Raw genomic sequence first — 26,054 nt, 5'->3', positions numbered from 1 at the left:
CTAAGCCTTGAACGAGTAGGACAACAGAATGAAACAAAGATCCCGCTTTCTCAGCGCTGTTCTGAAAGCGTCCAGAGAGCAAAAACTGGAGATGCCGTGGAAGCGGGTTTCCAGCCGTTCTGCCAGTGTGGCGCGCCGTTTGGCTTCGCGACGCTGACTAGACAGGCCTACCAAAGCCATTCTGCCGGCTTTGAGGGTCAAGACACACAGCGGGGGTGCTCCGATCCGGTGTGTGGCGCTTCACAGACGCTTTCTGTGAATGTGTTTAGGAGTTTGTGTGCGTAGACAATTTTCGTCTGCGAGTTGTGAGTTTGTCTGGGGGGTCAATGTGTTGACCAAGAGTTTGCGAAATTCCATCGCACTGCGCGGCCGTTACAGCCGACGTCTCGAAGTCGCCATAGCATTCAAGACAAAGAAAACCGATCAGGCGGGCCTGTACGGGGGTTCAGCCTTCCTGAGCGGATGTTTGAGGGGACGGAATTAGTATGACTATTCCACATTCTTTGGCCCGCGCCGCCAGAAACGCCGTCGATACGTCGACAATGCTGCGCGAGATTCCAAGAAATACAACAAAACAAAAAGCGCAGCTGCGGCGCTATGAGGTCAGTTCATTGTTGAGCAATGGCGAGGTATCCCAAACCCGCCACATCGCGCCAGCGCTGCCCATGTTCGAGGATGCGTTTTGTGCCTTTACGCGGGGTTCGCTTGTCGAAACCGAAAACGGGCCGATAGCGATCGAAGATCTTTTGCCTGGCGATACGGTTTTGACCCAGAATGGAACTTCGGAAACCGTGGTCTGGAAGGGCTCGGTGACTTTGATCCCCGGGCGCGAAGACTCGCGTGGTCGCACACGCCCGCTGACACGCATCATGGCGGATACCTTCGGAATGCAAAAACCGATGTCAGGCGTGACTGTCGGTCCGGCTGCGCGCCTGTTAGGCACCCCAGCACATCTGCGGCACTTGTATGGCGGATCTCCTGTTTTGACGCCCGCACACGAGTTCCAAGACGGGATGGGTGTCATCGAGATGCTACCGCCTACCCCAATCGAATTGTTTCACATCTGTCTGAAACGCCATTCGGTTATCAAGGTAGACGGATTACAGTTTGAATCATATCATCCAGGCGTAAATGCGGTTCGGATGATCAGCCATTCGCTTCGCTCAATCTATTTGAACTTGTTCGAGCATGTCGAATCGCTGAATGACTTTGGCCCGCTGCAGTTACCGCGTGCCGGAGATGGAGAGGTGGACGCAATCACTGCCTGAGTTTTAACCAGTACTGCAAAGTGGGGGCTTTATGCAGATTTTAATTAGTTGGGTGTTGTTTCTGGTTGTCACGGCGATTTTGCCGCCGTGCACCAGCCGTCACAAAAGGATGCGCTTTACGCCGTCCGGTTCATTCGTTCTTCCAGGACGTCAAACGGTACACCGGGCTCGTCCTTAGCGCCGCGTATCACAAGTGAGGTTTTAACGCTGGCCACGTTTGGCGTGGTCAGCAACTCGCCTGTTAAAAACTGCTGAAAGCTGCTGAGATCAGGAGCGACGCATTTCAGAATAAAATCCACTTCGCCGTTCAGCATGTGGCATTCACGGACAAGTGGCCACTCGCGGCAGCGTTCCTCGAATGCGCTGAGTTCGGCTTCGGCTTGGCTTTCCAATCCGACGCTTGCAAAGACCTGAACCTCAAAACCCAGCTCACGCGCATTCACTTCCGCATGGTATCCGCGGATAAGGCCCGAGTCTTCCAATGTGCGCACGCGCCGCAGGCACGGAGGCGCGGAAATTCCCACACGTTTCGCGAGCTCTACATTGGTCATGCGACCGTCTGCCTGCAATTCTGCCAGAATCTTGCGGTCAATCTCGTCCAGCCGTGTCGCGACCATAAAAAGCTCCTGAATTTTCGGTTGTTATATCAGCACCCAAGGGATGCGCAATAATGTTTCGCGTTTGCGCAATATTCTTTGGTTTTCCAGGTATTTTTCTAGCGCGAGTTGTGAAACGGATTCTCCGATACGGCACGAAGGGGCTTTAAGCGCCTCAAGGGGGTCGCTATATCCATTCGCCAAGGGGCCGCAGGCCCGTATCAGGCAGATCGAGTCGGGGGTATCATGGCCGAAACAAAACACACCAGGGTTCTGATAATCGGATCAGGACCTGCCGGTTATACTGCGGGCGTATATGCCAGCCGTGCGATGCTGGAACCGATACTGGTTCAGGGCATCGAACCGGGCGGGCAGCTGACGACCACCACCGAGGTCGAGAACTATCCCGGCTTTACCGAGGTTCAGGGTCCTGATCTGATGATCAAGATGCAGGAGCACGCCGCCGCGATGGGGTGCGAAATCATCGGCGACATCATCAGCGATCTGGATGTCTCGAAACGCCCGTTCACCGCCAAGGGCGACAGCGGCACCATCTACACTGCCGATGCGGTCATTCTGGCCACTGGCGCGCGGGCGAAATGGCTGGGATTGCCCTCGGAAGAGAAGTTCAAAGGCTTTGGCGTTTCCGCCTGCGCCACATGCGACGGGTTCTTCTATCGCGGGCAGGAGATCGTTGTAATCGGCGGCGGCAATACCGCCGTGGAAGAGGCGCTGTTTCTGACCAACTTTGCCAGCAAGGTCACCTTGATCCATCGCCGCGATGAATTGCGCGCCGAAAAGATCCTGCAGGATCGGCTGATGAAGAACGACAAGATCGAGCCCCTGTGGTTCCACGAACTGGACGAGGTCATCGGAACCGATGCGCCTTTGGGTGTCGAAGGCGTGCGCGTCAAGAATGTGAAAACCGGTGAGATTCGCGAAATCCCCTGCAAAGGTGTTTTCATCGCCATCGGCCACGCACCCGCGAATGAGCTGGTCAAGGACTCGCTGGAAACCCATATGGGCGGCTATGTGATCACCAAACCGGGCTCCACAGAAACCTCCATTCCAGGTGTCTTTGCTGCCGGAGACCTGACAGATCACATCTACCGTCAAGCCGTTACCAGCGCCGGGATGGGCTGTATGGCCGCGCTGGATGCTGAACGGTTCCTGGCCGAGCAGGATTAATCAGGTGATCGAATTCTCCGGCCCGATCTGGAGAATTCTGTTCCTCTCACAGATAGACGCCCCTTTGGCCCCAGCACGGGCGCCAGAGGGGCGTTTTCATTATGCGGGCCAATTCGCGCTTTATTCTTCGCTGAGCGCTGAGGGTGCCGAAGTAGCCATCAAACGCTATGTCTGCCCATCCGATCCACCACGCATTCTTCAAAAATGCCGGATCACCGGCGCTCGGCTGGTAGATCTGCGGGGGCGCAGCGAAGCCTCGGTCGTGTGGCAGGATACCCACGAAAAAGAAGGCGCCTCACCCACCTGGCTATTTTCGGATGACGCCCGCGCCAAAGGCGCCGACGGCTTGCTATACAGCTCGCGATCCCGGCCAGAACTCAGTCATGCGGTTTTGTTTAGCACCTCGCCAGAGGTAGTGTGCCTGGATGGGGATCCGCATCCCTGGTTGCCGGGGCATAGAGGCTTCGCTTGACCCCCGCTCTGCGCCGTTACAGACTCTGAGATGCGAGCAAAACGAACACAGGTGAACCGAGTGAAAAGCGTACTATGGCAAGGCGGGTGGGCTACCCGGCTGAGGATCATGAGCGGCCTGATCCTGTTCATCTTTGCCTTCTTTCACTTCATCAATATCGGTCTGGGACTGTTTCATACTGATTATCTCCACGGAATGCAGAAAGGCCGCCATGTCATTACGCGCAATAACATCGGCAGCGCGATTCTATATCTGGCCTTGCTCGTGCATTTTGGGCTGGCGCTGTATTCGTTAGCTCAGCGCAGAACCATGCGAATGCCTTTCAGTCTGGGGCTACAGGTGGTGCTTGGATTTGTGATTCCACTGCAACTGATCTCGCACCTTGTTCACACCCGATACGCACATTCAGTTTTCGGGGTTAATGATGAGATGGGTTATATCATCGCGCTAATGTGGCCCAGCTATGCAATCTGGACACAAAGCCTGCTTTTGCTGGTGGTTTGGGTCCACAGTTGCATCGGTCTTCACATGTGGCTGCGCCTGACATCCTGGTGGCAAAGGACGCTACCTTATTTGATCGGGCTCGCCGTGTTCATTCCGTCTTTCGCTCTGGCAGGTCTTTTGACAGAGGGCCGACGCATCTGGGCTGATTTCGCCGACCCGTTTCTGCGCGATCAGTATATCGAACATTACAACTGGCCATCGCCCGAGGCATTTCAGGCTCTGATGGGTGTGAGGCAAGATACGCTGCTTGCATTCGGGCTGGCGGTTGGCGCTACATTGCTTGTGTTTCTGGTGCGCAAAATTTTGCGACGCCGGCATTCGGTGCGCATCAAATATGTGGAAGGCCCCGAAATTGTGGCCGAAAAAGGCATGACTCTGCTTGAGATTTCTCAGGCCAACGGCATTCCCCACACTGCGCTATGTGGTGGCAAGGGGCGCTGCACCACCTGTCGCGTTATTGTCGAGAATGGTGCAGATCAGCTCCCCGTCCCCAGTGAGATCGAGGCCCGCAGCTTGGCTGCCGTAAAAGCACCCGAAGGCGCACGCCTGGCCTGTCAGATCCGCCCGACCGAGCCAATCACGGCCTTTCGGATGTACAATCCCGGTAGCGGTCGCAATCGCGCCCATGCCAGTCAGGGGCAGGAACGTAAACTGGCGGTGCTGTTTCTGGACATGCGTGGGTTCACGGCACTGACCACCGGGCAGTTGCCCTATGACATCGTTTTCCTGCTCAACCGGTTCTTTGACGCCATCGTACCAGCCATCACCTCGGATGGGGGTGTGGTCGACAAGTATATGGGTGACGGGCTGCTGGCAGTGTTTGAAACCACCGATGCTGCAAGTTCAGCACGGGCCGGGATGAAAGCTGCAGCCAATGTCAGCCGCGCATTGCAACGGTTCAACGAGCAACTCGAAACCGAGGGCAGCCCGCTTATTCGCATTGGAATGGGGTTACATCTGGGCGATCTGGTTCTGGGCGAAATCGGCGCCGTGGGCACTGCAAGCCGCACGATTATCGGCGACGCCGTGAATGTCGCCAGCCGCTTGGAGGCCGAGACCAAGGGGTTGGGTGTCGAGCTTTTGGTTTCGGGCGATCTGCTGAAGGCAGCGGGGCATGACGGTTGGCAGAACGATCTGCGCCCCTTCCAGTTGCGTGGGGTAACAAGGCCAATTTCTGCCCTGCCGGTCGAACGTGCATCCGACCTCAGCCCCAAGATTGCCGCCTGAGAACACACTCATTCAAACCGGTCTATTTGGCCTTGATCCAAGGGATTGTCGTCGGGTTTCGCGTCAAAATGTGGAAAATCCTTCCAATCCGGAGAAAAACCGCGCATATCGTCCTTTGTTTCATAAATCCATCTGGACTTCACCCGGCCGCCGGGGCACATGCCCGGCAAACGCCCCTGAATCACTGGCCAATCCATCCTTCGACAAGAGAATTCCCATGACGATGTTAAGCAATCTGGCGCCGATCTCTGAACTTTATGTTTCGTACGAGTCCGCACAGAAACTGAAAGTAGAAGCTGCCGACCTGACAAGCTGGGACCTGAGCCCTCGTCAGATCTGTGATCTGGAACTGCTGATGAATGGCGGGTTCAACCCGCTGAAAGGGTTCCTAAGCGAGGCCGATTACGACAATGTCGTCGAAAACATGCGCCTGGCCGACGGCACCCTTTGGCCGATGCCAATCACGTTGGATGTCAGCGAAGACTTCGCTGAGGGCATCAAACTGGGTCAGGACATTGCACTGCGCGACCAAGAAGGTGTCATTTTGGGCACCATGACTGTGACCGACCGCTGGACGCCGAACAAGGCGCGCGAGGCGGAAAAGGTCTTTGGCGCAGATGACGATGCTCACCCGGCGGTCAACTACCTGCACAACACTGCGGGCAAGGTTTACTTGGGCGGTCCTGTTGTTGGTATCCAACAGCCCGTTCACTATGACTTCCGCGCTCGCCGCGACACACCGAACGAGCTGCGCGCCTATTTCCGCAAGCTGGGTTGGCGCCGTATTGTTGCGTTCCAAACCCGCAACCCGCTGCACCGCGCGCATCAGGAACTGACCTTCCGCGCCGCCAAAGAGGCGCAGGCCAACCTGCTGATCCATCCGGTTGTTGGTATGACCAAGCCGGGCGACGTGGACCACTTTACCCGCGTACGTTGCTATGAGGCTGTTCTGGACAAGTACCCGGCCTCGACAACTTCGATGTCACTGCTGAACCTGGCGATGCGTATGGCAGGCCCGCGCGAGGCGGTGTGGCACGGGTTGATCCGCGCCAACCACGGCTGCACGCATTTCATTGTCGGCCGTGACCACGCAGGCCCCGGCAAGAACTCAGCCGGCGAAGATTTCTATGGCCCCTACGACGCACAGGATTTGTTCCGCCAGTTCCAGGATGAAATCGGCGTCGAAATGGTCGATTTCAAGCACATGGTCTTTGTGCAGGAACGCGCTCAATACGAACCGAATGACGAGATCGCCGACAAAGACAACGTCACGATCCTGAACATCTCCGGCACAGAACTGCGCCGCCGTCTGGCCGAAGGCCTGGAAATCCCCGAATGGTTCAGCTTCCCTGAGGTTGTGACCGAACTGCGCAAGACCAAACCGCCGCGCAGTCAGCAGGGTTTTACCGTATTCTTCACCGGTTTCTCCGGCTCGGGCAAATCGACCATCGCCAACGCGCTTATGGTAAAGCTGATGGAGATGGGCGGTCGTCCGGTGACCCTGCTGGATGGTGACATTGTTCGTAAAAACCTGTCATCGGAACTGGGCTTCTCGAAAGAGCACCGCGACCTGAACATCCGCCGCATCGGCTATGTGGCCAGCGAGATCACCAAGAACGGCGGCATCGCTATCTGTGCCCCAATCGCACCCTACGCCACGACCCGCCGCGCCGTCCGCGAAGATGTCGAAGCGTTCGGCGCTTTTTGCGAGGTTCACGTGGCCACCAGCATCGAAGAATGCGAACGCCGCGACCGCAAGGGCCTGTACAAGCTGGCGCGTGAAGGCAAGATCAAGGAATTCACCGGAATTTCCGATCCCTACGACGTACCTGCCAATCCTGAGCTGAGCGTCGAGACCGAGAATGTGGATGTAGACAACTGCGCCCACCAGGTTCTGCTCAAGCTGGAAAGCATGGGTTTGATTGCCGGATCGTAACCTGCGCAAAGAATCAAGCAAAAGGCCTTTGGTTTCCGGGGGCCTTTTTCTATTGAATTATAGTTCTGCCCGAATGGCGGCGACAGCGCGTCCTTCGAAATCACCAAATTCCGCCGCTTTGGACTGGCTGGCCCGCAGGGCATTTAGACGCGCGGCATAGTCTTCGACCGAAGCGGCTTGAATCGCACTCCGAATGTCGGCCTCGGAATCGCACAGGACCATCCCGGATGTGTCGAAGAAATCACCAATATTGGGACAGCCCCAATAGATCGGCACAGTCGAGCACAAAATCGCGTCTGTCAGCTTTTCCGAAAAGTAATTCCGCTCCCGCACATTCTCGATCACCACCGAATAGCGATATGGGGCTAGCCCGTCAGACTTCAGGTCAAACGGAGTATAGCCACGCCCCATAATAACGACATCTGCCCCGGATTCACGAACCCAGTCGATCACGGAATGGCGCAGCTGATGTCCTTCGAGATCACGTTTGGCCGAGGCAATCAGAGAACAGGATTTAGATTTCTCAACCAAAAGTTCTCGCCAATCAGGCACCATCGTCACGCCATAAGGCAGAAACACGGCGTTTGGGATACCTTGCAACAATACATCATGAAAGGTCAGCACCCGGAAGAACCGCCGCCACGTATAGCGCAACATGCGATCATGTTTGGCATGGATGGCCGAAGGCTCTCCCATCATCAAAGATATCCGCGCACGTGTTCCCCGACGAAGACGCAAATGTACGGTGGAATTGGGGTACATGATCAGATGGTCCGTGTGCGCAAGATCGCCCACTTTTTTTCCGATCAGACGATCCGGGCAACCTTCGGGCCAAGTCAGTTCCGACAAAGGAACCGTGGCCAGTTTCGGCCCCAACCGATGCCCATAGGGCAGTATGGCGATTGCAGGTTCTGTCATCATCCGGCATCTGGTAAATTAACCTGACCCCGCATAAGGATATGCCCGCGACCGGCGACCTTGATGCCTGTCATCGCATCCGATGGGCCAGCTCGGGTAACAGTCGCCTGACCGGGGCGCCCCATATCATGGCCTTGCTCGGCAATAAAAACGTCCTTTGGCATCAGCCCATGTTTCCAGAGATACGCCGCCATCGCACCAGTGGCAGATCCGGTAAACGGATCCTCGGGCGGGCTGGGCGGGGCCAACAGCAATCTCGAGAATGTATCGCCTGCTTTGGTCGCGCCTTTGAGCGTTACAAGAAAAGGTTCGGCCATATCGGAGCCGGAAAAGCCCGCCTTTTCGGCAATCTCGCGCAAAGGCCTTTCGACCAGTTTTGCCGCGCGCAGGGCGTCGTGATCACGAAGAACAGTGACACAGAAGGGCAGCCCGGTAGAAACAAATTGCGGCGGCGAGATGATCGCCTCTTTGGGCAGGCTGATGGCAGAGGCGACCAGCTCGGCGGGAACATAGGCGCCGAATTGTGGTGCAATCTGCGTCATCTCGATTTCATCACCGCTGATGCAGATCGAAACGATCCCCGCGCCGGTTTCAAGCGTCAGGGTATTGCCTTGCAGCATTCCTCTGGACTGCATTGCAGCTACGGTTGCGATCGTGGGATGCCCGGCAAAGGGGATTTCGCGACTGGCCAGAAAATAACGAACCCGGAAATCGGCGACATCGGACGGGCCAGTAAAGGTGCATTCAACCAAGGACGTCTCGCGCACATAGGCCATGCAGACGTCTTCGGACAGAGCTGCCCCACCATGAACAACAGCGCACCCATTGCCACCAAAGGCGCGATCGCTGAAGGCGTCTACCCAGTCAAAGTCGAACCAATTCATGTGTCGTGCACTCCGATATTCGAACCATCATAGGTTCGACTGTCTCGCCCGACAGGCCATGGATGTCACGAGGAAAACGTACGGAGGCCGCTTTAGTGCACGGCCACCGGTGAAAAATCATGCTCGCGCGCCAGGTTAAACGCCAGCTTGCGATCAGCAACCAGTGCCAGTTGCTGGCCGTCGGCATCGTGTACCGCATATAGCAGGCTCAGATCTCCGGCCTGTTCGCGAACTTCCCGAGGTAGATCGGCGACTTCAACTGTTTTGACATAGACGATCCGATCGCCTTCGGCGTTGATTTCAAACGGTGTATTCATTGCTCTTACCCCTTCCTTATGTTGATCGTTTGCACCACGGTTTCGGGCACGGCGCGGGTCAGATCCACATGCAGCAGACCATTTTCAATGATCGCTTCGCCAACCTCGACCCCATCGGCCAACACGAACATGCGCTGAAACTGACGTGCCGCGATCCCACGGTGTAGAAAGATACGTCCTTCGCTGTCGTCGCGCTGACGTCCCCGGATCACCAACTGTCGATCTTCGATGGTAATCGACAGGTCCTCTTCTGCAAACCCAGCCACAGCCAGGGTAATGCGGTAGGAAAAATTCGAGGTCTGTTCAATATTATAGGGCGGATACCCCTCATTTCCGGCCTTTGCAGACCGCTCCAGAAGGCGTTCCAACTGCTCGAACCCCAAAAGATGCGGGTATGAGCCCAGAGTAAGTTTAGACACGTATTTTCGTCCTTTATTGCCAAAGCGACGTGTTGTGCGGCCCCATTCTGGCAACCGCGTATAATAGAATATGGGAATATACAGCGATGTCCACAAGGTCTGGCCGGATCAAGCCTGACACACTATCTTGTGTGACAAGCACCACAACAACTCTGAGTCGCCAATGAACGCGCCCACCGATCTTTCGATGAAAACTGATGAGGTTCTGCGGGTAGAGCTGGAAGTTTTCCGCCGTCAACACCGTGATCTTGACGAAGCAATCGAGGCGCTTCAGGCCACTGGCACCTCGGATCAACTGACGATCAAACGGTTGAAAAAGCAGAAACTGCGCCTGAAAGACATCATTCGCCTGATCGAAGACCGCCTGACCCCGGATATCATCGCCTGAGACATCTGAACCGCATTGCCACAAAGGCGGATTTGGCTATAGTTCGCGCTCTTTCGGAAGGCAGGGACGCAAGCGGATGAGCGACGTTAAAGTGGGGATCATCATGGGAAGCCAGTCAGACTGGTCCACGATGAAAGAAGCCGCAGATATTCTGGATGAGTTGGGCGTGGCCTATGAAAAACGCATCGTTTCAGCGCACCGCACCCCAGATCGCTTGTGGGACTATGGCAAGACTGCTGTCTCGCGCGGATTGCAGGTGATCATTGCAGGGGCCGGCGGGGCCGCGCATTTACCGGGTATGATGGCCTCGAAAACACGCGTTCCTGTGATCGGCGTTCCGGTGCAGACGCGGGCACTGTCTGGCGTCGATTCGCTCTATTCCATTGTTCAGATGCCCAAAGGGTTCCCGGTTGCGACTATGGCGATCGGGTCGGCAGGCGGTGCCAATGCGGGATTGATGGCCGCTGGCATTCTGGCGCTGCAGGATAACGCTCTGGCCGACCGGCTGGATGCCTGGCGCGACGCGCTATCGGCCTCAATCCCCGAAGAACCCGAGGGATGAGCCGGATCGGATTCATCGGCACGGGCCATATTGCGGCCCCGATGGTGCGTTTTTTGGCCCGTAAAGGGCACGAGATCTCCGTGACAGAACGCAATGACCAGGTTTCAACCGCGCTAAAGGCTGAACTGGGTGTGTCTGTCACGACGCCACAGGCCGTGATTGATGCATCCGAGATCGTGTTCCTGTGCCTGCGCCCACATATCGCTGCGGACGTTCTGGCCGCCTTAACGTTTCGATCCGACCATCAGATCGTCTCGGTCATGGCAGCAGTTTCGAAAGATGAACTAACCGAGCTCTGCTCTCCGGCGCCGGCAATCGTGCAAACCATTCCGCTGGGATTTTTGGAAGCCGGTGGTTGCCCGCTTGTCGCTTTCGGCAACGATCAACTGCTGGCCGATTTGTTTGCACCGGAAAACCCGGTGATCAAGGTCGTAGATGAGGCGGCACTAAACGCACATTTCGCCATTTGCGCCATGGTCCCCGGCCTTCTGGACCTGATGGCGACCGGAGCAACTTGGCTGGGAGACACAACCGGAGACGCAGCCGGGGCCGAATTCTACACCACCCAGTTGGTATCGGGCTTTCTGCACGCGATGGATAAGAAGGCCGCAGGCCGCCTAGAGGCCGAACGCGATGCGCTGGCCACTGACGGCACGCTGAGCCTGCAAATGACACAGACCCTGCAAGATCAGGGCGCGCACAAGGTATTGCACGCAGCACTTGGCGCTATTGGCAAACGTTTGGAGAGTTGAGAATGGTGGAAATGCTTGCCCCCGGCGCGACAATCGGGATTTTGGGCGGCGGTCAACTGGGCCGTATGCTGTCCGTTGCTGCAGCCCGGCTGGGTTTTGTGTCGCATATTTATGAGCCCGGTGCGACCCCGCCTGCGGGTCATGTGGCGGATCGTGTGACCACCGCCTCTTATGATGATGCCGAGGCCCTCAAGGCCTTTGCCGAAGCAGTCGATGTCATCACCTATGAGTTCGAGAACATCCCCACCGAAGCACTGGACATTCTGGAAGTCCACCGCCCCATCCGCCCGGGGCGCGAGGCGCTGCGGGTCAGTCAGGATCGACTGAACGAAAAGGCTTTCTTGCATGGGCTGGGCCTGAATACCGCACCCTTCGCCGATATCACGGATCTGGACAGCCTGAAGGCTGCGATTGACCAGATCGGCACCCCTGCCATCCTGAAGACCCGCCGATTTGGCTATGACGGCAAGGGACAGGCCCGGCTACTCAGCCCCGATGACGCTGAAACTGCTCTGGCCGATATGGCGGGTGCGCCTGCGATCCTTGAAGGGTTTGTCGATTTCAGCCACGAAGTATCAATCATCGCCGCGCGCGGATTGGATGGTCAGGTCGCCTGTTTCGACCCCGGTGAGAACGTGCATCGCGATGGCATTTTGCATACCACCTCCGTCCCTGCCCGCCTGCCCGCAGCAAAGCGCACAGATGCGATCCTGCTGGCGGCAAATATCCTGAACGCCTTGGACTATGTCGGCGTCATGGGGGTCGAGTTGTTCGTGACTTCGCAGGGCCTGATTGTGAACGAGATCGCACCGCGCGTGCATAACTCGGGCCATTGGACACAGAATGGCTGCGCGGTGGATCAATTCGAGCAACATATCCGTGCCGTGGCAGGCTGGCCTCTGGGCGACGGGCAGCGTCATTCAGACGTGGTGATGGAGAACCTGATCGGCGACGATATGGACCGCGTACCTGAACTCGCGACCGAACGTGATATTGCGCTGCATCTTTATGGAAAGGCCGAGGTGAAGGCAGGCCGAAAGATGGGTCATTTTAACCGCATCACGCGGTAAATCAGCCTACAAACCGCGCGGCGATATCCCCGGCCATATAGCTGACGCGCCCGGCAGCCAGCGTTGCCGCGACACGGTTTGTATCTGCCTCCAGAATGACCAGATCGGCACGCTGCCCGGGGGTGAGCGTGCCGCGATCTTGCAACCCAAGTACGCGGGCTGGCCCTGACGACACCAGCGCCCATGCGCCCGCCATGTCCAGAAGGCCGGATTTGGCCAGCATCAAGGCTGCCCGGCGCGGGCTGGGATAGTGATAATCCGAGGCCAGTGCATCGCACAGCCCCATCGCAATCAGGTCCAGCGCGCTAACATTCCCTTTATGCGACCCGCCGCGCACCACATTGGGCGATCCCAGGATGATGTGATCCCCGGCGGTGCGGGCGGCCTCGGCGGCTTCCAGCGTTTCGGGGAACTCTGAAATCCGCGCGCCCCGCGCGCGCCAATCGGCGCGAGTTTGGGCTGTGGCGTCATCGTGGCTGCCCATCCGGACGCCCTGCTTTGTCAAAGCAGTACAGAGTACATCCAGTGCGGTATACACCTCATCCCGGCGAGCATGCATCGACAGCAGCATTTCGAAATGCACCTCGGGATTGCGACCGGCCTTGAGCGCCTGTCCGGTCAGACGCGGGGGCTTACGCCCCTCAGCCAGACGGTCATGCGGCAGGTGGTCGTTGAACACGACATAGGGCACCTGCCAAGCCGCAATCTTTTCTGCCAGTCCGGCGTAATTGTCCAGCATATGCGTTTCGAACCGAAGCTGGGGCATCAGATCGGTGACGGTGTGGTCCTTGACTGCCGCAATGGCATCAAACACCTGCCCTGCGAACTCAGGCCCGCGCACCCCACCTTCCCAACTGTAAAACTGGGCTAGAACGGCTGTGGTGATGCCATTGGCCGCCAGTTCAGCCTCGACCGAGAGGATCCCTTCGTTCATCTGCTTCATGGCACCGCGACGGGGCGCGATGTGCCGTTCAAACCCATCACCATGCAGGTCGATAATACCGGGCAGAACCAGATATCCTGACAGGTTGATCTGCCGCCCGGCAGGGCCTGTCTGAACCACGCCATCGGCAATAGACAGATCGGCATCCGTCAGCCCCTCGTCGGGCAGAAGAACCTCTGCACCGGTCAGGGTCAGGCTTAATGCGGTCATTGCGTGGACTCCGAGTCAGGTTCCGAGCAATCCTGTCCGATGCAGATCTCGTCAATAGCTTCCATCACCCCGTCAAGCCAGGTGATCTGCGGGTCGAACTGGCCGAATTCGATGAAGTGCAGGGCCTGAGCCATGACCCGCGGATTGTTCATCATAAACGTGTGGGTCACCGGCAGAACCAGGTGATCAGTCATTCCTTCGACCTTGGTGCTTTCAACCGAAACCTTACCGTCATCAGGCCCATCAATCAGTGAAGAAAATACCGGGTTTAAGGAGTTTTCGCCGGCGATAACACCTAGTTCAAAATCCACCGGCGGTAGACGACCCGGGATCCCTTCGGCGCCTGTGCCCAGTTGAAGGCCCGCAGGTCCGTTGAGATAGCCGAACACCTCCCACGCGCTAAGTTCATCGACCAGTTGGCTGCCCTGATTGGGCGGCCCCAGCATGACGACACGACCCAGGTTTTCCGGGCTATGATCTTTGAGCCAATAGCGCAACAAAATGCCGCCCATCGAATGTGCCACCACATTGACAGTGTCATCGCCACAAGACGCAAAGGCATCAGGAATGGTTTGTTCGGCCAGTTCGGGAATACCGATCTCGGTCGAGGGATAGCCCGGGCGCACAACCGAATAGTCATGTGACTTGAACAGCTGCTCCATCACGGTGAAAGAGGCCTCGGTCCGCGCAAGACCATGCAACAAGACCACGCATTTCGCGCTGGCCGCGGCGGGGAGCAGAAAGATAAGCAGGGCGATCAGAATTTTCATAAGCGCCAGATAATGCCTTAGCGCCGCTGATGAAAGCCCTACCCCCGCTGACGTAGCAGCACCGCCAGCGCGATGCCGCCCAACACCAGCGCTGCGCCAATCAAAAGCCGGGCCTCTGCTGTTTCGCTCAGCAAGAGGACACCGCCCAGAATAGCAATCACGGGCACGCTCAACTGCACCACAGCTGCAACGGTCGGTGCCAGTTGGGGCAAAACACGGTACCACAACGCATATCCCAGCCCCGAAGTGACCGCCCCGGATATTGCCGACAGTAGCAAACCGGTGCCCGTCATCTGCCAACCTCCGCCGAGCAACAGTAAAGCTCCGGCCGTCACCGGAAGGGCAATAACGAAATTCGCCGCCGTCCCGGCAAGCGCATTTGGCTCGGACCGTCCCGCCAGAGAATATGCTGCCCAGCCAATCCCGGCAGCGCACATCAGGGCGGCTCCGACCGGATCCACCTGAACCGTGCCCGACGGCCAAAGCACATAGGCGAGGCCACCCAGTGCAATCGCCGCTCCCAGAAGTTGCTGTCGTGTCGGTGAATTTCCAGTCACGGCAGTGGCCACGAACATCGTGATTTGCACCACCCCGAAAAGGATCAAGGCGCCCAGCCCGGCATCCAGTGTAAGATAGGCGATCGAGAACCCGATCATGTAAAGCGACAAGGCGCCAGCGCCAATGAACCGGCGAGGGCTGCGCAACGGCAGGCTGCCGCCACGTATCAGAACCAGCACCGCCAGCATCAGCGCCCCTGCCAGAACGCGCATAACTGCAAACCCGGCCGGGTCGCTATCGCCGCCTTCAACGGCCATCCGGTTCAGAATGGAGTTCGCTGCAAAGGCGCACATGGTGAGGGCGGTCAGAAGGAACAGTCGCATATCAACCCGATATCGGTTTCACACCGGTTTGGGTACTCACTTTCCTGAAGGGACCGGTTAGACCGTCGACCTCGGAACAGTTTGAGCCACAGTTTCAGTCAAAAGCGGCGTGTCAAAACGAAACGGGGTCGTCCGAAGGCGACCCCGTTCCTTAGCTCTGCAGCTCCCCTCTGGGCGGTTTGGCTAGGCTGCCAAGCGCCTGTGGGGCCGTCAGAATTCGCCTAAGCGAATTCGACGTTTTACATCATGCCGCCCATGCCGCCCATGTCGGGCATGCCGCCGCCAGCAGGTGCATCTTTCTGCGGCTTGTCAGCAACCATTGCTTCGGTAGTGATCAGCAAGCCAGCAACCGACGCTGCATCTTCCAATGCGGTACGGACAACTTTGGCCGGGTCAATCACGCCGAATGCGAACATGTCACCATATTCTTCAGTCTGCGCGTTGAAGCCAAATGCCACATCATCGCTTTCGCGAACTTTGCCAGCAACAACCGCACCGTCAACGCCTGCGTTTTCAGCAATCTGACGCAGCGGAGATTCGATGGCTTTACGAACAATGTTGATGCCCGCGTCCTGATCGGCGTTTGCGCCTTGCAGGGTGTCCAATGCTTTACCGGCCTGAACCAAAGCAACACCACCGCCCACAACAACGCCTTCTTGAACAGCAGCGCGGGTCGCGTTCAGTGCATCGTCCACACGGTCCTTACGCTCTTTCACTTCAACTTCGGTCATGCCGCCGACGCGGATAACAGCAACACCGCCTGCCAGTTTGGCAACGCGCTCTTGCAGCTTCTCACGGTCGTAGTCCGACGAGGTTTCTTCGATCTGGGTGCGGATCTGAGCAACACGTGCTTCGATCTCGGCTTTTTCGCCAGCACCGTCGACGATGGTGGTTTCGTCTTTGGTGATTTCGATTTTCTTGGCAGTGCCCAGCATGTCCATGGTCACGGACTCAAGCTTCATGCCCAGATCTTCGCTGATGACCTGACCGCCGGTCAGGATTGCGATGTCCTGCAGCATGGCCTTACGGCGATCGCCGAAGCCCGGTGCTTTGACAGCAGCAATTTTCAGGCCGCCGCGCAGTTTGTTAACAACCAGAGTTGCCAGCGCTTCGCCTTCAACGTCTTCTGCAATGATCAGCAGCGGCTTTTGCGACTGGATCACCTGCTCGAGCAGCGGAACCATCGGCTGAAGCGAGGACAGTTTCTTTTCGTGCAACAGGATCATGCAGTCTTCGAGGTCTGCAACCATCTTGTCAGCGTTGGTGACAAAATAAGGCGACAGGTAGCCGCGGTCGAACTGCATGCCTTCGACAACATCGGTCTGGGTTTCCAAGCCTTTGTTTTCTTCGACGGTGATAACACCTTCGTTGCCGACCTTCTGCATCGCGTCTGCGATTTGCTGGCCGATCTCGGTTTCACCGTTGGAAGAAATGGTGCCAACCTGAGCAACTTCAGCCGAGTCCTTGACTTCACGCGAGGCGTTCTTGATGCCTTCAACAACCTTGGCAGTTGCCAGATCGATGCCGCGCTTCAGGTCCATCGGGTTCAGGCCCGCTGCAACCTGCTTCAGACCTTCTTTGACGATGGACTGAGCCAGAACGGTTGCGGTGGTGGTGCCGTCGCCGGCTTCGTCATTGGTGCGGCTGGCGACTTCTTTCACCATCTGCGCGCCCATGTTTTCGAACTTGTCTTCCAGTTCGATTTCCTTGGCAACCGAAACACCGTCTTTGGTGATGCGCGGTGCGCCGAAAGATTTGTCCAGAACCACGTTGCGGCCTTTGGGGCCCAGGGTCACTTTGACAGCGTCGGCCAGGATGTTCACACCTGCCAGCATGCGGTTACGGGCATCGGTGTCGAACTTGACGTCCTTAGCAGCCATGTCGTTTCTCCTTGAGAAAATGTATTGGGTTGAAGATCAGAGGAAGCGCGTGGGCTTACTCGATGATCCCCATGATGTCGCTTTCTTTCATCATCAGCAGCTCTTCGCCGTTGACTTGGACCTCGGTGCCCGACCATTTGCCGAACAGGATCTTGTCGCCAGCTTTTACAGCCATTGCGATCAGCTCGCCGCTGTCCTTGCGTGCGCCTTCGCCGGTCGCAACAACTTCGCCTTCGCTGGGCTTTTCTTTTGCGCTGTCGGGAATGATCAGACCACCAGCGGTTTTCTCATCGCTTTCGGTACGGCGAACCAACACGCGGTCATGAAGCGGTTTCAATGCCATCTTTGCAGCTCCTTGGGCTCAAAGTTTATTTATCCTCCCCTCACCTTGCGGTGAGGCGTTAGCACTCGATCCTTGCGAGTGATAACGGCGTATAGCTAGGGGGTCGAAATCCCTGAGTCAACAAGCGTGAAGAATTTTTTATCCTTGGGACTCAGTCAGGCTGATCCCAGCTATAGGCCCAGTGCTTCAGTCCCTCTTGTCCGGATTCCGACAAGGCGTAGACACCTTTTTCAATTTTGTCGAACCAGCCATAATGGTTTTCGCGCATCAGCCGGGTCGCAATCGAAACACCGGTTGCCTTAGCAACATCTGCCCCTTTTGTGGCACCACATTCTGCAAGATGCGCCGCACAGCGCAAAGCATCCTGACGATAGGCGGTGACGAGGCCGTGGCGTGTGGCGCCGCCTGCGTTCGGATCACCTTCAAGCCTGTCAAACTCGCGCAGCAGCCGCGCTGTTTTGACCTTGTCCTTTCGCGGGGCGTAGGGCCCAGGGTCACAATGCACCTCGACAATGCCATCCGCCCGAACAGTTATCAGGCCAAGGCCCAACCTTCGACATAGCGCCGTGTTGTCCTTCAACGCCCGCCTGGCCGTGCGTCCGCGGGGCTTGAGAACACAGATATAGACATTTTCAGTAACCTTCAGTCGGGTGATTGCCTGGTGAAACAGCGCCAATGAGAAACGCAACTTCAACTCTACAATCACAGGCTCTTCACCCTCACGAACAGCCATGACATCGACCGCACCGACCTCGCCTTTGACGGTATAGCCCTGACGCTCTAACAGCGCCTTGATTGGGGGGTAGAGATCCTGCTCGCGGTCCATGTGGCTCATGCTATTCGAATTACTGTGGAATGCCAGACACAGATCAGGTCAGTGTCCATCCTGGCAGGTTGAACACCGGCCTTGGCCCCGGCAAGGTCGCACCCCATATAGGGATTGATCCAACCAGGATGGTACGATGCGTTTTTTGATCTTTTTGGCTTGTCTGCTGGTACCTTTCTCGGCCCAAGCGGCCTGCGAGGGGCGCGACCTGAGGTCTGACCTAAGTCCAGAGGCGCAAGCTGATTTGCAGCAGGCTTTGGCCGACTTCCCGTACCCGGAAGGCAATCACTGGATCGCGACAAAAGGCGATACAGTTCTGCATCTGATAGGAACGCTGCACACAAACGACCCGCGTATGGACGCCGTCACAGAAAGGCTGGAACCGACACTCAGCCAGGCGGATGCGTTCTATTTCGAAGTGACCCAGGACGAAATGACTGCATTTGAACAGGAACTGGCCAAAGACCTCAGCCCTGTTCTGATCACCTCAGGTCCCACCCTGATTGAGCTGATGCCGGAAGAAGACTGGGCCGCCCTGTCCAGCGGCCTGGCAGAGCGTGGCATCCCCAGTTGGATGGCTGCAAAAATGCGCCCCTGGTTTCTGAGCATGATGCTGGGTGTCCCCCCATGCATGACCGAGAATCCGGAAGCCAGCTATGGAATGGACGCGCGCCTGACCGACATGGCCGAAGCCCATGACATCCCCCAGTACTCTTTAGAGCAGATTGACGATCTGATGGCGATGTTTGACCAGCACCCGATCGAAAAGCAGGTGCAATCACTGATCCGCATGGCCAGTGCCTTTGAAAGCAGCGAGGATCAGCTGGCGACTATGGTCAATGCCTATCTGGAAGAAAAGCACGCAGAGATCATCCAATTTGCCAGACTACAGGGGCTTGAAACATCCGGTCTGTCGCAAGAGGTTTTCGACGAAGAGTGGTCCAGTTTCGAACAGCAACTTCTAGTCGGGCGCAACAACAACTGGATGCAGCACATATTGGCCATTCAGGACCAAACGGTGGTCATTGCTGTGGGCGCCGGACATTTGGGCGATGACCATGGTCTGTTGAACCAGTTGGAACAGGCTGGATACACGCTAAAACGTGCCGCTTTCTAGGCCCGGCCTTACCCTTCGTCGCAGTTTACGCAGGGGCGGGTGACAAGTGTGCCAGACCACCCTATAAGGCGCCCAAATCTACTCTCCTCAGGACGCTGAAATGACAACCCTCGTATTTGGACATAAATCCCCCGACACTGATTCCACTGGTTCGCCGATCCTGTGGTCGTGGTACATGAACGAAATCAAAGGCGAACAGGCCGAGCCTGTCCTGCTGGGCGAACCCAACACTGAAGCAGCCTTTATGCTACAGCACTGGGACCTGCCCAAGCCGCGCATCATCGCAGACGTAGAGGCTGACGCACCGGTTGTTATTGTCGACACGAACAACCCCGCCGAGCTACCCGCCAGCATCAACGGCGCCGATATTCGCGCCATTATCGACCACCATAAACTGGTCGGCGGTCTGGAAACCAAAGGCCCGATCGACATCACCGTGCGGCCGCTGGCCTGCACCGCCACTATCATGGTCGACATGATCGGCGACGATGCCGCCAAAATGCCCGATGCCATCAAAGGCGCGGCGCTGACCTGCATCCTGTCGGACACGTTGGAATTCCGCTCGCCCACCACAACCGCGCATGACCGCGCTGTGGCCGAAAAACTGGCCGCGGATCTGGGTCTGGACGTCTCGGCCTATGCTGCAGAAATGTTCGCGGCCAAATCAGATGTGTCCTCATTCTCGGACGCCGAGCTGATCCGGATGGACAGCAAGGAATACGAAGTCGACGGCACCAAATTCCGCGTTTCGGTTCTGGAAACCACAGCACCGGGTGTCGTGCTGGACCGCAAAGACAGCCTTGCGGCGTCGATGGCCGACGTAGCCAAAGAGGACGGTGTCGATCAGGTATTGCTGTTCGTGGTCGATATTCTGAACGAAGAAGCCACCCTGCTGGTTCCCAACGATCTGGTCAAAGCCGTGGCCGAGAAAAGCTTTGACGCCTCGGTTGATGGCGACGTGGTCGTTCTGCCCGGGATCATGAGCCGTAAGAAACAGATCATTCCGAACCTCAAGGTCTGATCCCAAAATCACCAAAGGCGCCTTGATCGGGCGCCTTTTTTGCTAGGCATTGCCCTTACTGGCCAAACACCACACGCACTGTCTTAGGCTCAAACGACACTCTTTGCAGATCAATGGGGGCCCATCATGACGCAGATCATCCACGCATTGCCCGAGGTTTCCAGCCGTTATAAGGCCCTGTTCGTCGATCTTTGGGGCTGTGTACACAATGGCATCACTGCTTACCCCGAAGCGGTTGCGGCCCTGCAGGCCTATCGCGCGCAAGGCGGCATTGTTGTCCTGGTGACCAACTCTCCCAAGCCGCGTGCTGGAGTCGCCACCCAGCTGGCGCAATTCAATGTCCCAGACGACGCCTATGACACGATTGCAACCAGCGGAGATTCGGCCCGGTCGGCCATGTTCCGGGGCGCAGTGGGCGAAAAGGTCTATTTCATGGGCGAATGGCAGCGGGACGCGGGATTCTTTGAACCGCTGAAGTTGTTGGACCACCCGATTCATATCGAGCGCGTGCCGCTGGCCGAGGCAGAGGGCATTGCTTGTTGCGGCCCCTTCGATCCCATGGCCGATCCGTCCGTGAACCGTGCTGATTTCCTGTACGCCAAACAAAAGGGGCTGAAGCTGCTTTGTGCCAATCCCGATATTGTGGTGGACCGCGGCGAGGTTCGGGAGTGGTGCGCAGGTGCATTAGCCAGGCTTTATACGGAAATGGGTGGCGAAAGCCTATATTTCGGAAAGCCTCATCCGCCGATCTATGATCTTGCCCGCCGCAGGTTGCAGGAACTTGGCCACGACATTCCCGATGGGGACATTCTTGTCATCGGAGACGGTCCGCACACCGACATTCTGGGTGGAATGGGGGAAGGCATTGATTCTCTTTTCATCTCGGGCGGGCTAGCCGCGGCCGAGACAAAAACCGAAGCACATCCGCATCATGAATCCCTAACTGATTATATTCAAAAGGAAAAGATAAATCCGACCTATACGATCGGCCGCCTTAGGTAGTCAAAAAAGGCTTGATTTTCTGCAGTTGCAAAGTAATAAAGTTTCCCAACAGGGGTGACTTTGATTTTTTTGTTGCCCGATGAATTCGAGTGAGGGCAACATGTTGGATAATCTTCCACGCGGCACGATCTGTATTGAAGACATCGAGATGGGCATGTCCCGTCACCTTCGCAAAGTGGTGACGGACGAGGATATCGAAATGTTCGCTCAGGTGTCGACCGACAGAAACCCCGTACATCTGGACGACGATTACGCCCGCGACACGATCTTCGAGGGGCGCATCGCGCATGGGATGCTGACCGCGGGTCTGATCTCGGCCGTGATCGGCGAGCAGTTGCCAGGCCACGGCACAGTTTACATGGGGCAGTCGCTGAAGTTTCTCGCTCCTGTTCGCCCGGGTGACATGGTCTATGCCGAGGTCAAGGTGATCGACATTGATTTTGCCAAGCGTCGGGTCAAGCTCGATTGTCACTGCGCAGTGGATGGCAAGAAGGTGCTGGTCGGCGAAGCCATGGTGCTGGCCCCGTCGCGCAAATTCGACTGAGCGTTTCCGGGGGTCTCAGACCCTTGAACAAGCGCGCCTGTCCCGCTAGGCAGTCGCTATGCGCATCATTCGTGACCTCCAATTCATCGAACCCCAAGATCGCGGCGCCAGCGTGGCGATCGGGAATTTCGACGGCGTTCATATCGGCCACCAATCTGTGATCGAACTGGCCCGCAGCGCCGCGCCGAGTGCACCTTTGGGCGTACTGACATTCGAGCCGCATCCCAGAGAATATTTCGCCCCGGACACCCCGCCCTTTCGCCTGATGCGCGGCAATGCCCGCGCGCACCGGTTAGCAAAACTGGGGGTCGAAAAGCTGTATGAGCTGCCGTTCAACGCCGCATTGGCTGGCCTGACGCCAAGGGAATTCGCCCGCAACGTGATCTGCGACGGGCTCGGCCTGTCGCATGTCGTCGTAGGTGCCGATTTCTGTTTCGGCAAAGGCCGCAGCGGCACCGCTGATGACTTGGTGCTCTTTGGGCAAGAGATGGGGTTCGGTGTCACCATCGCTCCGTTGATGGAGCGGTCCGAAAATGTCGTTTCATCCACTGCGATCCGTACTGCACTGACCGAGGGCCGCCCGCAGGATGCCGCTACTATGTTGGGTCACTGGCACCGGATCGAAGGCGAGGTGATCGGAGGCGAACAACGGGGCCGTGAACTGGGATTTCCCACCGCAAACATGTCCATTGAGGGGCTGCATCCGCCAAGATTCGGCGTCTATGCCGTTCTGGTCGATGTTCTGGATGGACCTCATCTGGGCAGCTATCAGGGCGCAGCCTCGGTTGGGACGCGACCGATGTTCAATGGTGAGGTCCCCAATATCGAAACCTTCCTGTTCGACTTCTCGGGCGACCTTTATGGCGCGACCCTGTCGGTGGGTCTGGTAGAATACCTGCGCCCCGAGATGACCTTTGACAGTCTGGACGGCCTGATCGCGCAGATGGATGCCGACTGCGACAAGGCCCGCGGCCTGCTGGCGGACCGATGACAACGGATCCGATCGACCGCACCGGCCTGGCCCCCAGGTTCTGGGAACGAAAACCGTTAACCCGCATGAACCAAGCTGAATGGGAAGCTTTGTGCGATGGCTGCGGCAAATGTTGTCTGAACAAACTGGAAGATGAAGACACCGGTGAGGTTGCGCTGACCTGCGTCGCCTGCCGTCTGTTGGATGACGAAAGTTGCCGCTGCACCCAATACGATATCCGCCACCAATTTGTGCCGGAATGTATCGTGATGACGCCGGGCAATATCAACGATCACGCCTATTGGCTGCCACAGACCTGTGCCTATCGCCTGTTGTGGGAGGGCAAACCCCTACACGATTGGCACCCGTTGATTTCGGGCACACCGGACAGCGTTCATGCCGCCGGAGTCTCGGTGCAGGGGCGGACCGTGTCCGAATTCGAAACTCCGCTGGAAGAGTGGGAAGATCATATCATCGAGGAGCCCAGCTAATGTACTTTGCCTCTGACAATTCGGGGCCGGTTCACCCGGCGGTCATGGAAGCGCTGAATGCTGCCAATCAGGGCTATCAGATGGCCTATGGAACCGACACCTTGATGAATGAGGTCCGGGATCGCATTCGCGGGGTGTTCGAGGCACCTGGCGCCGCCGTGTATCTGGTGGCCACCGGGACGGCCGCGAATTCGCTGGCGCTGGCGACGCTGGCGCAGCCGTGGGAGACGGTGTTCTGCTCACCCGTGGCACATATCCACGAGGATGAGTGCAACGCGCCCGAGTTTTACAGCGGCGCCAAGCTGACGCTGGTTCCGGGCGCGGACAAGATGGCGCCGGACGCGCTGCGCGGCTCGATTCTGGCCGAAGAAACACGCGGCGTGCATGGACCGCAGCGCGGACCTGTATCCATTACGCAGGTGACCGAACGAGGGTCTGTTTACACCCTGTCAGAATTGCAGGCGCTCTGCGCCGTGGCCAAAGAGTATGGGCTGCCAGTCCATTTAGACGGTGCGCGTTTTTCCAACGCCCTTGTTGCGTTGAACTGCTCACCCGCCGAGATGACGTGGAAAGCAGGCGTGGATGCGGTCAGTTTTGGCGGGACCAAAAACGGGCTAATGGGCGTCGAAGCCGTTGTCTTCTTTGATGAAAGCAAAGCCTGGGAATTCGAATTGCGCCGCAAGCGCGGGGCGCACCTGTTCTCCAAGCACCGCTATCTGTCCGCCCAAATGGCGGCGTATCTGCAGGATGATCTGTGGCTGACACTGGCCCGTCAGGCCAATAACAACTGCGCCCGTCTGACCGAGGGGTTGCGGGCCAAAGGTGCCTCTTTCCTGCACGCGCCGCAGGCGAATATGATTTTTGCCCAGTTTTCACGCGCCCAACACAAGCAACTGCATGCCGCAGGTGCTGTTTATCACTTGTGGGGGGCAGAGCTGGACGGGGCAGATGACAGCGAAATTCTAGCCTGTCGGCTGGTTTGTGACTGGTCCATCGAGCCTGCGCAAATTGATCGGTTCATCGCGCTCTTGTAACGAGGCGCCCGAAGCTTCAGGCAGTGGCAGGCAGTCTGTTCCAAAAAGCCTCGATCAGAGCGCCGGTCTCTGTCGGGTGAGAGATCGGAGCCATATGCCCTGCCCCTTCGATCACGGCGCTTTCGGCCATTGGAAGACGGGATTTCAATCCAGAGTTTATCGCGACCATCACTGGGTGGGTGAGCGCGCCATGCAGCAGCAATACCGGCATATTGGCGTGTGCGATCCGCTCGGGCCGTAGCAAGCCTTTGGAATCCATTATCAGTTCGTTTTCGACCTCGGATACCAGATGAATTCCACGCACCATCCCCGCCCGTGCAGTTTCGGGCATGTCTGACCAACGCGGTCCCCTATCTCCGGCCCACAACCGGTTGAACAGCCTTGCCGCCAGAGGTTCGTCGCCTGCTGCAAGCGCGTCCATACAGGGTTGGGCAACATGCGCGTATTCCGCCACAAGGTCCGGGGCATCCTGCTGTGCCACGGCAAAATACACCGGTTCGATCAGTACGACACTGCGAACCAATGTTGGGTGCTCGACCGCCAGCCGCAATGCAATCGCCGCGCCAAAAGAATGCCCAACCACGTCCATCGGCTCGGTCAGATGTTCAAGTGTGGCTTCGGTCAGCCGGTCATACAGATCCCCCTGGCGATCCCAGTCCGGGCTGCGCCCATGGGACAGCATATCCGGTGCAATAAAACTTGCCTGCCCTTTCATCGCCGCGGCTAGGCCTGCCCAGACCCCGGAATGAGCAATGGTGCAATGCAAGGCCAGCACAGGGCGATCACCCTGCCCCAACTGCGTGACACGCAGGTTCTGCGCAACGGCCATTATGTTGTCCTATCCCTTCAGCCCGGCCAGATGCCTGTCCAGATCGTCCAACCTGTCTTGGCCCCAGAACCGCTGATCGTCTTCCGTTATATAGAACGGAGCTCCAAAAACTCCGCGTTCCACGGCTTCTTCCAGATTGGCGGTATAGGTCTCAGCCCCGAGCAGCAAGCCGCTAACGGCCAGATCCGGGGAAAACCCAGCGTCAGCCAGGCAAGCGCGGATCACGTCGTCCTGCGCGATGTCCTTTTCCTCGGCCCAGCAGGCGCGCACAAAGGAATGCACCAGCTGCCCCACATTCCCCGACCCGTCCTGAATGGCCGCGATAATGGCATAGGAAGACGGCGCCGCATTGGTGGGCCAATGGGCCGGTTGCAGGTTGAACGCCATATCCAGCTTTTTTGACTGTCGCTGCATTTCTTGCATCCGGTATTCGATGCGCGAGATATGGCGGTCCTTGGGCGGAACACCTCCCGTACGTCCGAACAGGGCGACGATATCAAGCGGCTTGTAGTTGATTGTCGCACCATGTTTGGCCGCAATCTCCTCCAGGCGCAGTCCCGCCAGGTAGGTGTATGGTGAGAGTGTCGCAAAATAGTAGTCAATTTGGGCCATGTTCACTTTCTCCGCAGCGTTATCTTTGCTGGACGGTAAGGCCATGCTAAGCGGTGTCAACATCACGAATCTGTCACATT

Annotated in this window: 30 protein-coding genes; 17 read left to right on the top strand and 13 right to left on the bottom strand. The window is 57.4% G+C overall.

Translation table 11 applies throughout. From position 1 onward, the window contains the following. Window positions 1–28: 28 nt before the first annotated feature. Both AC2FGB_RS08835 and AC2FGB_RS08830 read left to right on the top strand, forming a co-directional pair. Complete coding sequence (locus AC2FGB_RS08835; protein ID WP_496693880.1) at window positions 29–157, top strand: hypothetical protein; 129 nt, start codon at window positions 29–31, stop codon at window positions 155–157. A 328-nt stretch (window positions 158–485) separates the two neighbouring features. Beyond that, on the top strand, window positions 486–1,268 hold the full coding sequence (locus AC2FGB_RS08830) for a Hint domain-containing protein (protein ID WP_271949219.1): 783 nt from the start codon (window positions 486–488) through the stop codon (window positions 1,266–1,268). A gap of 116 nt (window positions 1,269–1,384) precedes the next feature. Here AC2FGB_RS08830 and AC2FGB_RS08825 read toward each other — a convergent pair whose 3' ends face one another. Continuing rightward, window positions 1,385–1,885, bottom strand: coding sequence for an Lrp/AsnC family transcriptional regulator (locus AC2FGB_RS08825; RefSeq protein WP_142636556.1), 501 nt, complete (start codon window positions 1,883–1,885; stop codon window positions 1,385–1,387). A 225-nt stretch (window positions 1,886–2,110) separates the two neighbouring features. Between AC2FGB_RS08825 and trxB the strand changes: the two genes are divergently transcribed. From trxB to AC2FGB_RS08805, 4 genes are all read left to right on the top strand, one after another. Next, window positions 2,111–3,052, top strand: coding sequence for a thioredoxin-disulfide reductase (trxB, locus tag AC2FGB_RS08820; RefSeq protein WP_281972663.1), 942 nt, complete (start codon window positions 2,111–2,113; stop codon window positions 3,050–3,052). A 4-nt stretch (window positions 3,053–3,056) separates the two neighbouring features. Then, window positions 3,057–3,524 carry an RES family NAD+ phosphorylase gene (locus AC2FGB_RS08815; RefSeq protein ID WP_496693881.1) on the top strand — a complete coding sequence of 156 codons (468 nt, stop codon included), beginning with the start codon at window positions 3,057–3,059 and terminating at the stop codon, window positions 3,522–3,524. Window positions 3,525–3,584: 60 nt separating this feature from the next. Continuing rightward, the gene (locus AC2FGB_RS08810) at window positions 3,585–5,255 is read left to right on the top strand and encodes an adenylate/guanylate cyclase domain-containing protein (protein ID WP_271949208.1); all 1,671 of its coding nucleotides are present in this window, start codon (window positions 3,585–3,587) and stop codon (window positions 5,253–5,255) included. A gap of 217 nt (window positions 5,256–5,472) precedes the next feature. Beyond that, complete coding sequence (locus AC2FGB_RS08805; protein ID WP_142636548.1) at window positions 5,473–7,191, top strand: bifunctional sulfate adenylyltransferase/adenylylsulfate kinase; 1,719 nt, start codon at window positions 5,473–5,475, stop codon at window positions 7,189–7,191. Window positions 7,192–7,248: 57 nt separating this feature from the next. Here AC2FGB_RS08805 and AC2FGB_RS08800 read toward each other — a convergent pair whose 3' ends face one another. The 4 genes from AC2FGB_RS08800 to AC2FGB_RS08785 all read right to left on the bottom strand — a co-directional run bounded on the left by AC2FGB_RS08800 (window position 7,249) and on the right by AC2FGB_RS08785 (window position 9,729). Continuing rightward, complete coding sequence (locus tag AC2FGB_RS08800) at window positions 7,249–8,109, bottom strand: hypothetical protein (protein ID WP_496693882.1); 861 nt, start codon at window positions 8,107–8,109, stop codon at window positions 7,249–7,251. Then, a complete protein-coding gene (locus AC2FGB_RS08795; protein WP_142636545.1) occupies window positions 8,109–8,993 on the bottom strand; it encodes a PhzF family phenazine biosynthesis protein in 885 nt (294 codons plus the stop codon). The genes AC2FGB_RS08800 and AC2FGB_RS08795 overlap by 1 nt, the downstream gene beginning before the upstream one ends. 92 nt (window positions 8,994–9,085) lie before the next feature. Next, window positions 9,086–9,310, bottom strand: coding sequence for a DUF1150 family protein (locus AC2FGB_RS08790; RefSeq protein ID WP_142636543.1), 225 nt, complete (start codon window positions 9,308–9,310; stop codon window positions 9,086–9,088). 5 nt (window positions 9,311–9,315) lie between these two features. Then, window positions 9,316–9,729, bottom strand: coding sequence for an Hsp20 family protein (locus AC2FGB_RS08785; RefSeq protein ID WP_142636541.1), 414 nt, complete (start codon window positions 9,727–9,729; stop codon window positions 9,316–9,318). A gap of 163 nt (window positions 9,730–9,892) precedes the next feature. Between AC2FGB_RS08785 and AC2FGB_RS08780 the strand changes: the two genes are divergently transcribed. From AC2FGB_RS08780 to AC2FGB_RS08765, 4 genes are all read left to right on the top strand, one after another. After that, entirely contained in the window at window positions 9,893–10,117 is a 225-nt protein-coding gene (locus AC2FGB_RS08780; RefSeq protein ID WP_037308505.1) for a YdcH family protein, read from the top strand. A 76-nt stretch (window positions 10,118–10,193) separates the two neighbouring features. Next, the gene (purE, locus tag AC2FGB_RS08775) at window positions 10,194–10,679 is read left to right on the top strand and encodes a 5-(carboxyamino)imidazole ribonucleotide mutase (RefSeq protein WP_271949196.1); all 486 of its coding nucleotides are present in this window, start codon (window positions 10,194–10,196) and stop codon (window positions 10,677–10,679) included. Beyond that, window positions 10,676–11,431 (top strand): NAD(P)-binding domain-containing protein, encoded by a 756-nt coding sequence (locus tag AC2FGB_RS08770; RefSeq protein ID WP_496693883.1) that lies wholly within the window; start codon window positions 10,676–10,678, stop codon window positions 11,429–11,431. Before purE ends, AC2FGB_RS08770 begins: the two co-directional genes overlap by 4 nt. Before the next feature lie 2 nt (window positions 11,432–11,433). Beyond that, window positions 11,434–12,501 (top strand): 5-(carboxyamino)imidazole ribonucleotide synthase, encoded by a 1,068-nt coding sequence (locus AC2FGB_RS08765; protein WP_496693884.1) that lies wholly within the window; start codon window positions 11,434–11,436, stop codon window positions 12,499–12,501. Window position 12,502: 1 nt separating this feature from the next. Here the strand turns inward: AC2FGB_RS08765 and AC2FGB_RS08760 are convergent, their stop codons facing one another. From AC2FGB_RS08760 to AC2FGB_RS08735, 6 genes are all read right to left on the bottom strand, one after another. Continuing rightward, a complete protein-coding gene (locus AC2FGB_RS08760; RefSeq protein ID WP_496693885.1) occupies window positions 12,503–13,654 on the bottom strand; it encodes an alpha-D-ribose 1-methylphosphonate 5-triphosphate diphosphatase in 1,152 nt (383 codons plus the stop codon). Beyond that, entirely contained in the window at window positions 13,651–14,424 is a 774-nt protein-coding gene (locus tag AC2FGB_RS08755; RefSeq protein ID WP_142636531.1) for an alpha/beta fold hydrolase, read from the bottom strand. Before AC2FGB_RS08755 ends, AC2FGB_RS08760 begins: the two co-directional genes overlap by 4 nt. A gap of 38 nt (window positions 14,425–14,462) precedes the next feature. Further along, a complete protein-coding gene (locus tag AC2FGB_RS08750) occupies window positions 14,463–15,305 on the bottom strand; it encodes a DMT family transporter (RefSeq protein WP_496693886.1) in 843 nt (280 codons plus the stop codon). Between the two features lie 239 nt (window positions 15,306–15,544). Beyond that, on the bottom strand, window positions 15,545–17,185 hold the full coding sequence (gene groL / locus AC2FGB_RS08745; RefSeq protein WP_496693887.1) for a chaperonin GroEL: 1,641 nt from the start codon (window positions 17,183–17,185) through the stop codon (window positions 15,545–15,547). A 55-nt stretch (window positions 17,186–17,240) separates the two neighbouring features. After that, window positions 17,241–17,528 (bottom strand): co-chaperone GroES, encoded by a 288-nt coding sequence (locus AC2FGB_RS08740; protein WP_120632017.1) that lies wholly within the window; start codon window positions 17,526–17,528, stop codon window positions 17,241–17,243. Window positions 17,529–17,679: 151 nt separating this feature from the next. Further along, window positions 17,680–18,354: a DUF2161 domain-containing phosphodiesterase gene (locus AC2FGB_RS08735; protein ID WP_496693888.1), complete on the bottom strand. Its 675-nt coding sequence runs from the start codon at window positions 18,352–18,354 to the stop codon at window positions 17,680–17,682. A 136-nt stretch (window positions 18,355–18,490) separates the two neighbouring features. Here AC2FGB_RS08735 and AC2FGB_RS08730 point away from each other — a divergent pair, with 136 nt between their 5' ends. The 7 genes from AC2FGB_RS08730 (at window position 18,491) to AC2FGB_RS08700 (ending at window position 24,533) form a co-directional block, all read left to right on the top strand. Beyond that, complete coding sequence (locus AC2FGB_RS08730) at window positions 18,491–19,471, top strand: TraB/GumN family protein (protein ID WP_271949178.1); 981 nt, start codon at window positions 18,491–18,493, stop codon at window positions 19,469–19,471. Between the two features lie 100 nt (window positions 19,472–19,571). Then, the gene (locus AC2FGB_RS08725) at window positions 19,572–20,492 is read left to right on the top strand and encodes a manganese-dependent inorganic pyrophosphatase (RefSeq protein WP_496689538.1); all 921 of its coding nucleotides are present in this window, start codon (window positions 19,572–19,574) and stop codon (window positions 20,490–20,492) included. Window positions 20,493–20,618: 126 nt separating this feature from the next. Next, a complete protein-coding gene (locus AC2FGB_RS08720) occupies window positions 20,619–21,494 on the top strand; it encodes an HAD family hydrolase (RefSeq protein ID WP_142636518.1) in 876 nt (291 codons plus the stop codon). A gap of 100 nt (window positions 21,495–21,594) precedes the next feature. Beyond that, window positions 21,595–22,038, top strand: coding sequence for a MaoC family dehydratase (locus AC2FGB_RS08715; RefSeq protein WP_074736482.1), 444 nt, complete (start codon window positions 21,595–21,597; stop codon window positions 22,036–22,038). A 58-nt stretch (window positions 22,039–22,096) separates the two neighbouring features. Then, complete coding sequence (locus tag AC2FGB_RS08710) at window positions 22,097–23,029, top strand: bifunctional riboflavin kinase/FAD synthetase (protein ID WP_142636514.1); 933 nt, start codon at window positions 22,097–22,099, stop codon at window positions 23,027–23,029. Further along, window positions 23,026–23,499 (top strand): YcgN family cysteine cluster protein, encoded by a 474-nt coding sequence (locus AC2FGB_RS08705; RefSeq protein ID WP_142636512.1) that lies wholly within the window; start codon window positions 23,026–23,028, stop codon window positions 23,497–23,499. The genes AC2FGB_RS08710 and AC2FGB_RS08705 overlap by 4 nt, the downstream gene beginning before the upstream one ends. Beyond that, complete coding sequence (locus tag AC2FGB_RS08700) at window positions 23,499–24,533, top strand: threonine aldolase family protein (protein WP_281994979.1); 1,035 nt, start codon at window positions 23,499–23,501, stop codon at window positions 24,531–24,533. The genes AC2FGB_RS08705 and AC2FGB_RS08700 overlap by 1 nt, the downstream gene beginning before the upstream one ends. 16 nt (window positions 24,534–24,549) lie before the next feature. Here the strand turns inward: AC2FGB_RS08700 and AC2FGB_RS08695 are convergent, their stop codons facing one another. Together AC2FGB_RS08695 and AC2FGB_RS08690 are read right to left on the bottom strand one after the other, a co-directional pair. Then, complete coding sequence (locus AC2FGB_RS08695) at window positions 24,550–25,362, bottom strand: alpha/beta fold hydrolase (protein WP_496710116.1); 813 nt, start codon at window positions 25,360–25,362, stop codon at window positions 24,550–24,552. A 9-nt stretch (window positions 25,363–25,371) separates the two neighbouring features. Then, on the bottom strand, window positions 25,372–25,974 hold the full coding sequence (locus tag AC2FGB_RS08690; protein ID WP_496693890.1) for a 2-hydroxychromene-2-carboxylate isomerase: 603 nt from the start codon (window positions 25,972–25,974) through the stop codon (window positions 25,372–25,374). Window positions 25,975–26,054 lie beyond the last annotated feature (80 nt).

The organism is Ruegeria sp. CDSC021, assembly GCF_059610845.1.
The sequence above is the reverse complement of the archived record's forward strand: the minus strand, read 5'-3'. Positions and strand labels throughout refer to the sequence as shown.

Excerpts from the sequence above, each read along its gene's own strand:
- AC2FGB_RS08835 (WP_496693880.1), top strand. The coding sequence starts at position 29 with ATGAAACAAAGATCCCGCTTTCTCAGCGCTGTTCTGAAAGCGTCCAGA.
- AC2FGB_RS08830 (WP_271949219.1), top strand. The coding sequence starts at position 486 with ATGACTATTCCACATTCTTTGGCCCGCGCCGCCAGAAACGCCGTCGAT.
- AC2FGB_RS08825 (WP_142636556.1), bottom strand. The coding sequence starts at position 1,885 with ATGGTCGCGACACGGCTGGACGAGATTGACCGCAAGATTCTGGCAGAA.
- trxB (WP_281972663.1), top strand. The coding sequence starts at position 2,111 with ATGGCCGAAACAAAACACACCAGGGTTCTGATAATCGGATCAGGACCT.
- AC2FGB_RS08805 (WP_142636548.1), top strand. The coding sequence starts at position 5,473 with ATGACGATGTTAAGCAATCTGGCGCCGATCTCTGAACTTTATGTTTCG.
- AC2FGB_RS08800 (WP_496693882.1), bottom strand. The coding sequence starts at position 8,109 with ATGACAGAACCTGCAATCGCCATACTGCCCTATGGGCATCGGTTGGGG.
- AC2FGB_RS08795 (WP_142636545.1), bottom strand. The coding sequence starts at position 8,993 with ATGAATTGGTTCGACTTTGACTGGGTAGACGCCTTCAGCGATCGCGCC.
- AC2FGB_RS08790 (WP_142636543.1), bottom strand. The coding sequence starts at position 9,310 with ATGAATACACCGTTTGAAATCAACGCCGAAGGCGATCGGATCGTCTAT.
- AC2FGB_RS08780 (WP_037308505.1), top strand. The coding sequence starts at position 9,893 with ATGAACGCGCCCACCGATCTTTCGATGAAAACTGATGAGGTTCTGCGG.
- purE (WP_271949196.1), top strand. The coding sequence starts at position 10,194 with ATGAGCGACGTTAAAGTGGGGATCATCATGGGAAGCCAGTCAGACTGG.
- AC2FGB_RS08770 (WP_496693883.1), top strand. The coding sequence starts at position 10,676 with ATGAGCCGGATCGGATTCATCGGCACGGGCCATATTGCGGCCCCGATG.
- AC2FGB_RS08765 (WP_496693884.1), top strand. The coding sequence starts at position 11,434 with ATGGTGGAAATGCTTGCCCCCGGCGCGACAATCGGGATTTTGGGCGGC.
- AC2FGB_RS08760 (WP_496693885.1), bottom strand. The coding sequence starts at position 13,654 with ATGACCGCATTAAGCCTGACCCTGACCGGTGCAGAGGTTCTTCTGCCC.
- AC2FGB_RS08755 (WP_142636531.1), bottom strand. The coding sequence starts at position 14,424 with ATGAAAATTCTGATCGCCCTGCTTATCTTTCTGCTCCCCGCCGCGGCC.
- AC2FGB_RS08750 (WP_496693886.1), bottom strand. The coding sequence starts at position 15,305 with ATGCGACTGTTCCTTCTGACCGCCCTCACCATGTGCGCCTTTGCAGCG.
- groL (WP_496693887.1), bottom strand. The coding sequence starts at position 17,185 with ATGGCTGCTAAGGACGTCAAGTTCGACACCGATGCCCGTAACCGCATG.
- AC2FGB_RS08740 (WP_120632017.1), bottom strand. The coding sequence starts at position 17,528 with ATGGCATTGAAACCGCTTCATGACCGCGTGTTGGTTCGCCGTACCGAA.
- AC2FGB_RS08735 (WP_496693888.1), bottom strand. The coding sequence starts at position 18,354 with ATGGACCGCGAGCAGGATCTCTACCCCCCAATCAAGGCGCTGTTAGAG.
- AC2FGB_RS08730 (WP_271949178.1), top strand. The coding sequence starts at position 18,491 with ATGCGTTTTTTGATCTTTTTGGCTTGTCTGCTGGTACCTTTCTCGGCC.
- AC2FGB_RS08725 (WP_496689538.1), top strand. The coding sequence starts at position 19,572 with ATGACAACCCTCGTATTTGGACATAAATCCCCCGACACTGATTCCACT.
- AC2FGB_RS08720 (WP_142636518.1), top strand. The coding sequence starts at position 20,619 with ATGACGCAGATCATCCACGCATTGCCCGAGGTTTCCAGCCGTTATAAG.
- AC2FGB_RS08715 (WP_074736482.1), top strand. The coding sequence starts at position 21,595 with ATGTTGGATAATCTTCCACGCGGCACGATCTGTATTGAAGACATCGAG.
- AC2FGB_RS08710 (WP_142636514.1), top strand. The coding sequence starts at position 22,097 with ATGCGCATCATTCGTGACCTCCAATTCATCGAACCCCAAGATCGCGGC.
- AC2FGB_RS08705 (WP_142636512.1), top strand. The coding sequence starts at position 23,026 with ATGACAACGGATCCGATCGACCGCACCGGCCTGGCCCCCAGGTTCTGG.
- AC2FGB_RS08700 (WP_281994979.1), top strand. The coding sequence starts at position 23,499 with ATGTACTTTGCCTCTGACAATTCGGGGCCGGTTCACCCGGCGGTCATG.
- AC2FGB_RS08695 (WP_496710116.1), bottom strand. The coding sequence starts at position 25,362 with ATGGCCGTTGCGCAGAACCTGCGTGTCACGCAGTTGGGGCAGGGTGAT.
- AC2FGB_RS08690 (WP_496693890.1), bottom strand. The coding sequence starts at position 25,974 with ATGGCCCAAATTGACTACTATTTTGCGACACTCTCACCATACACCTAC.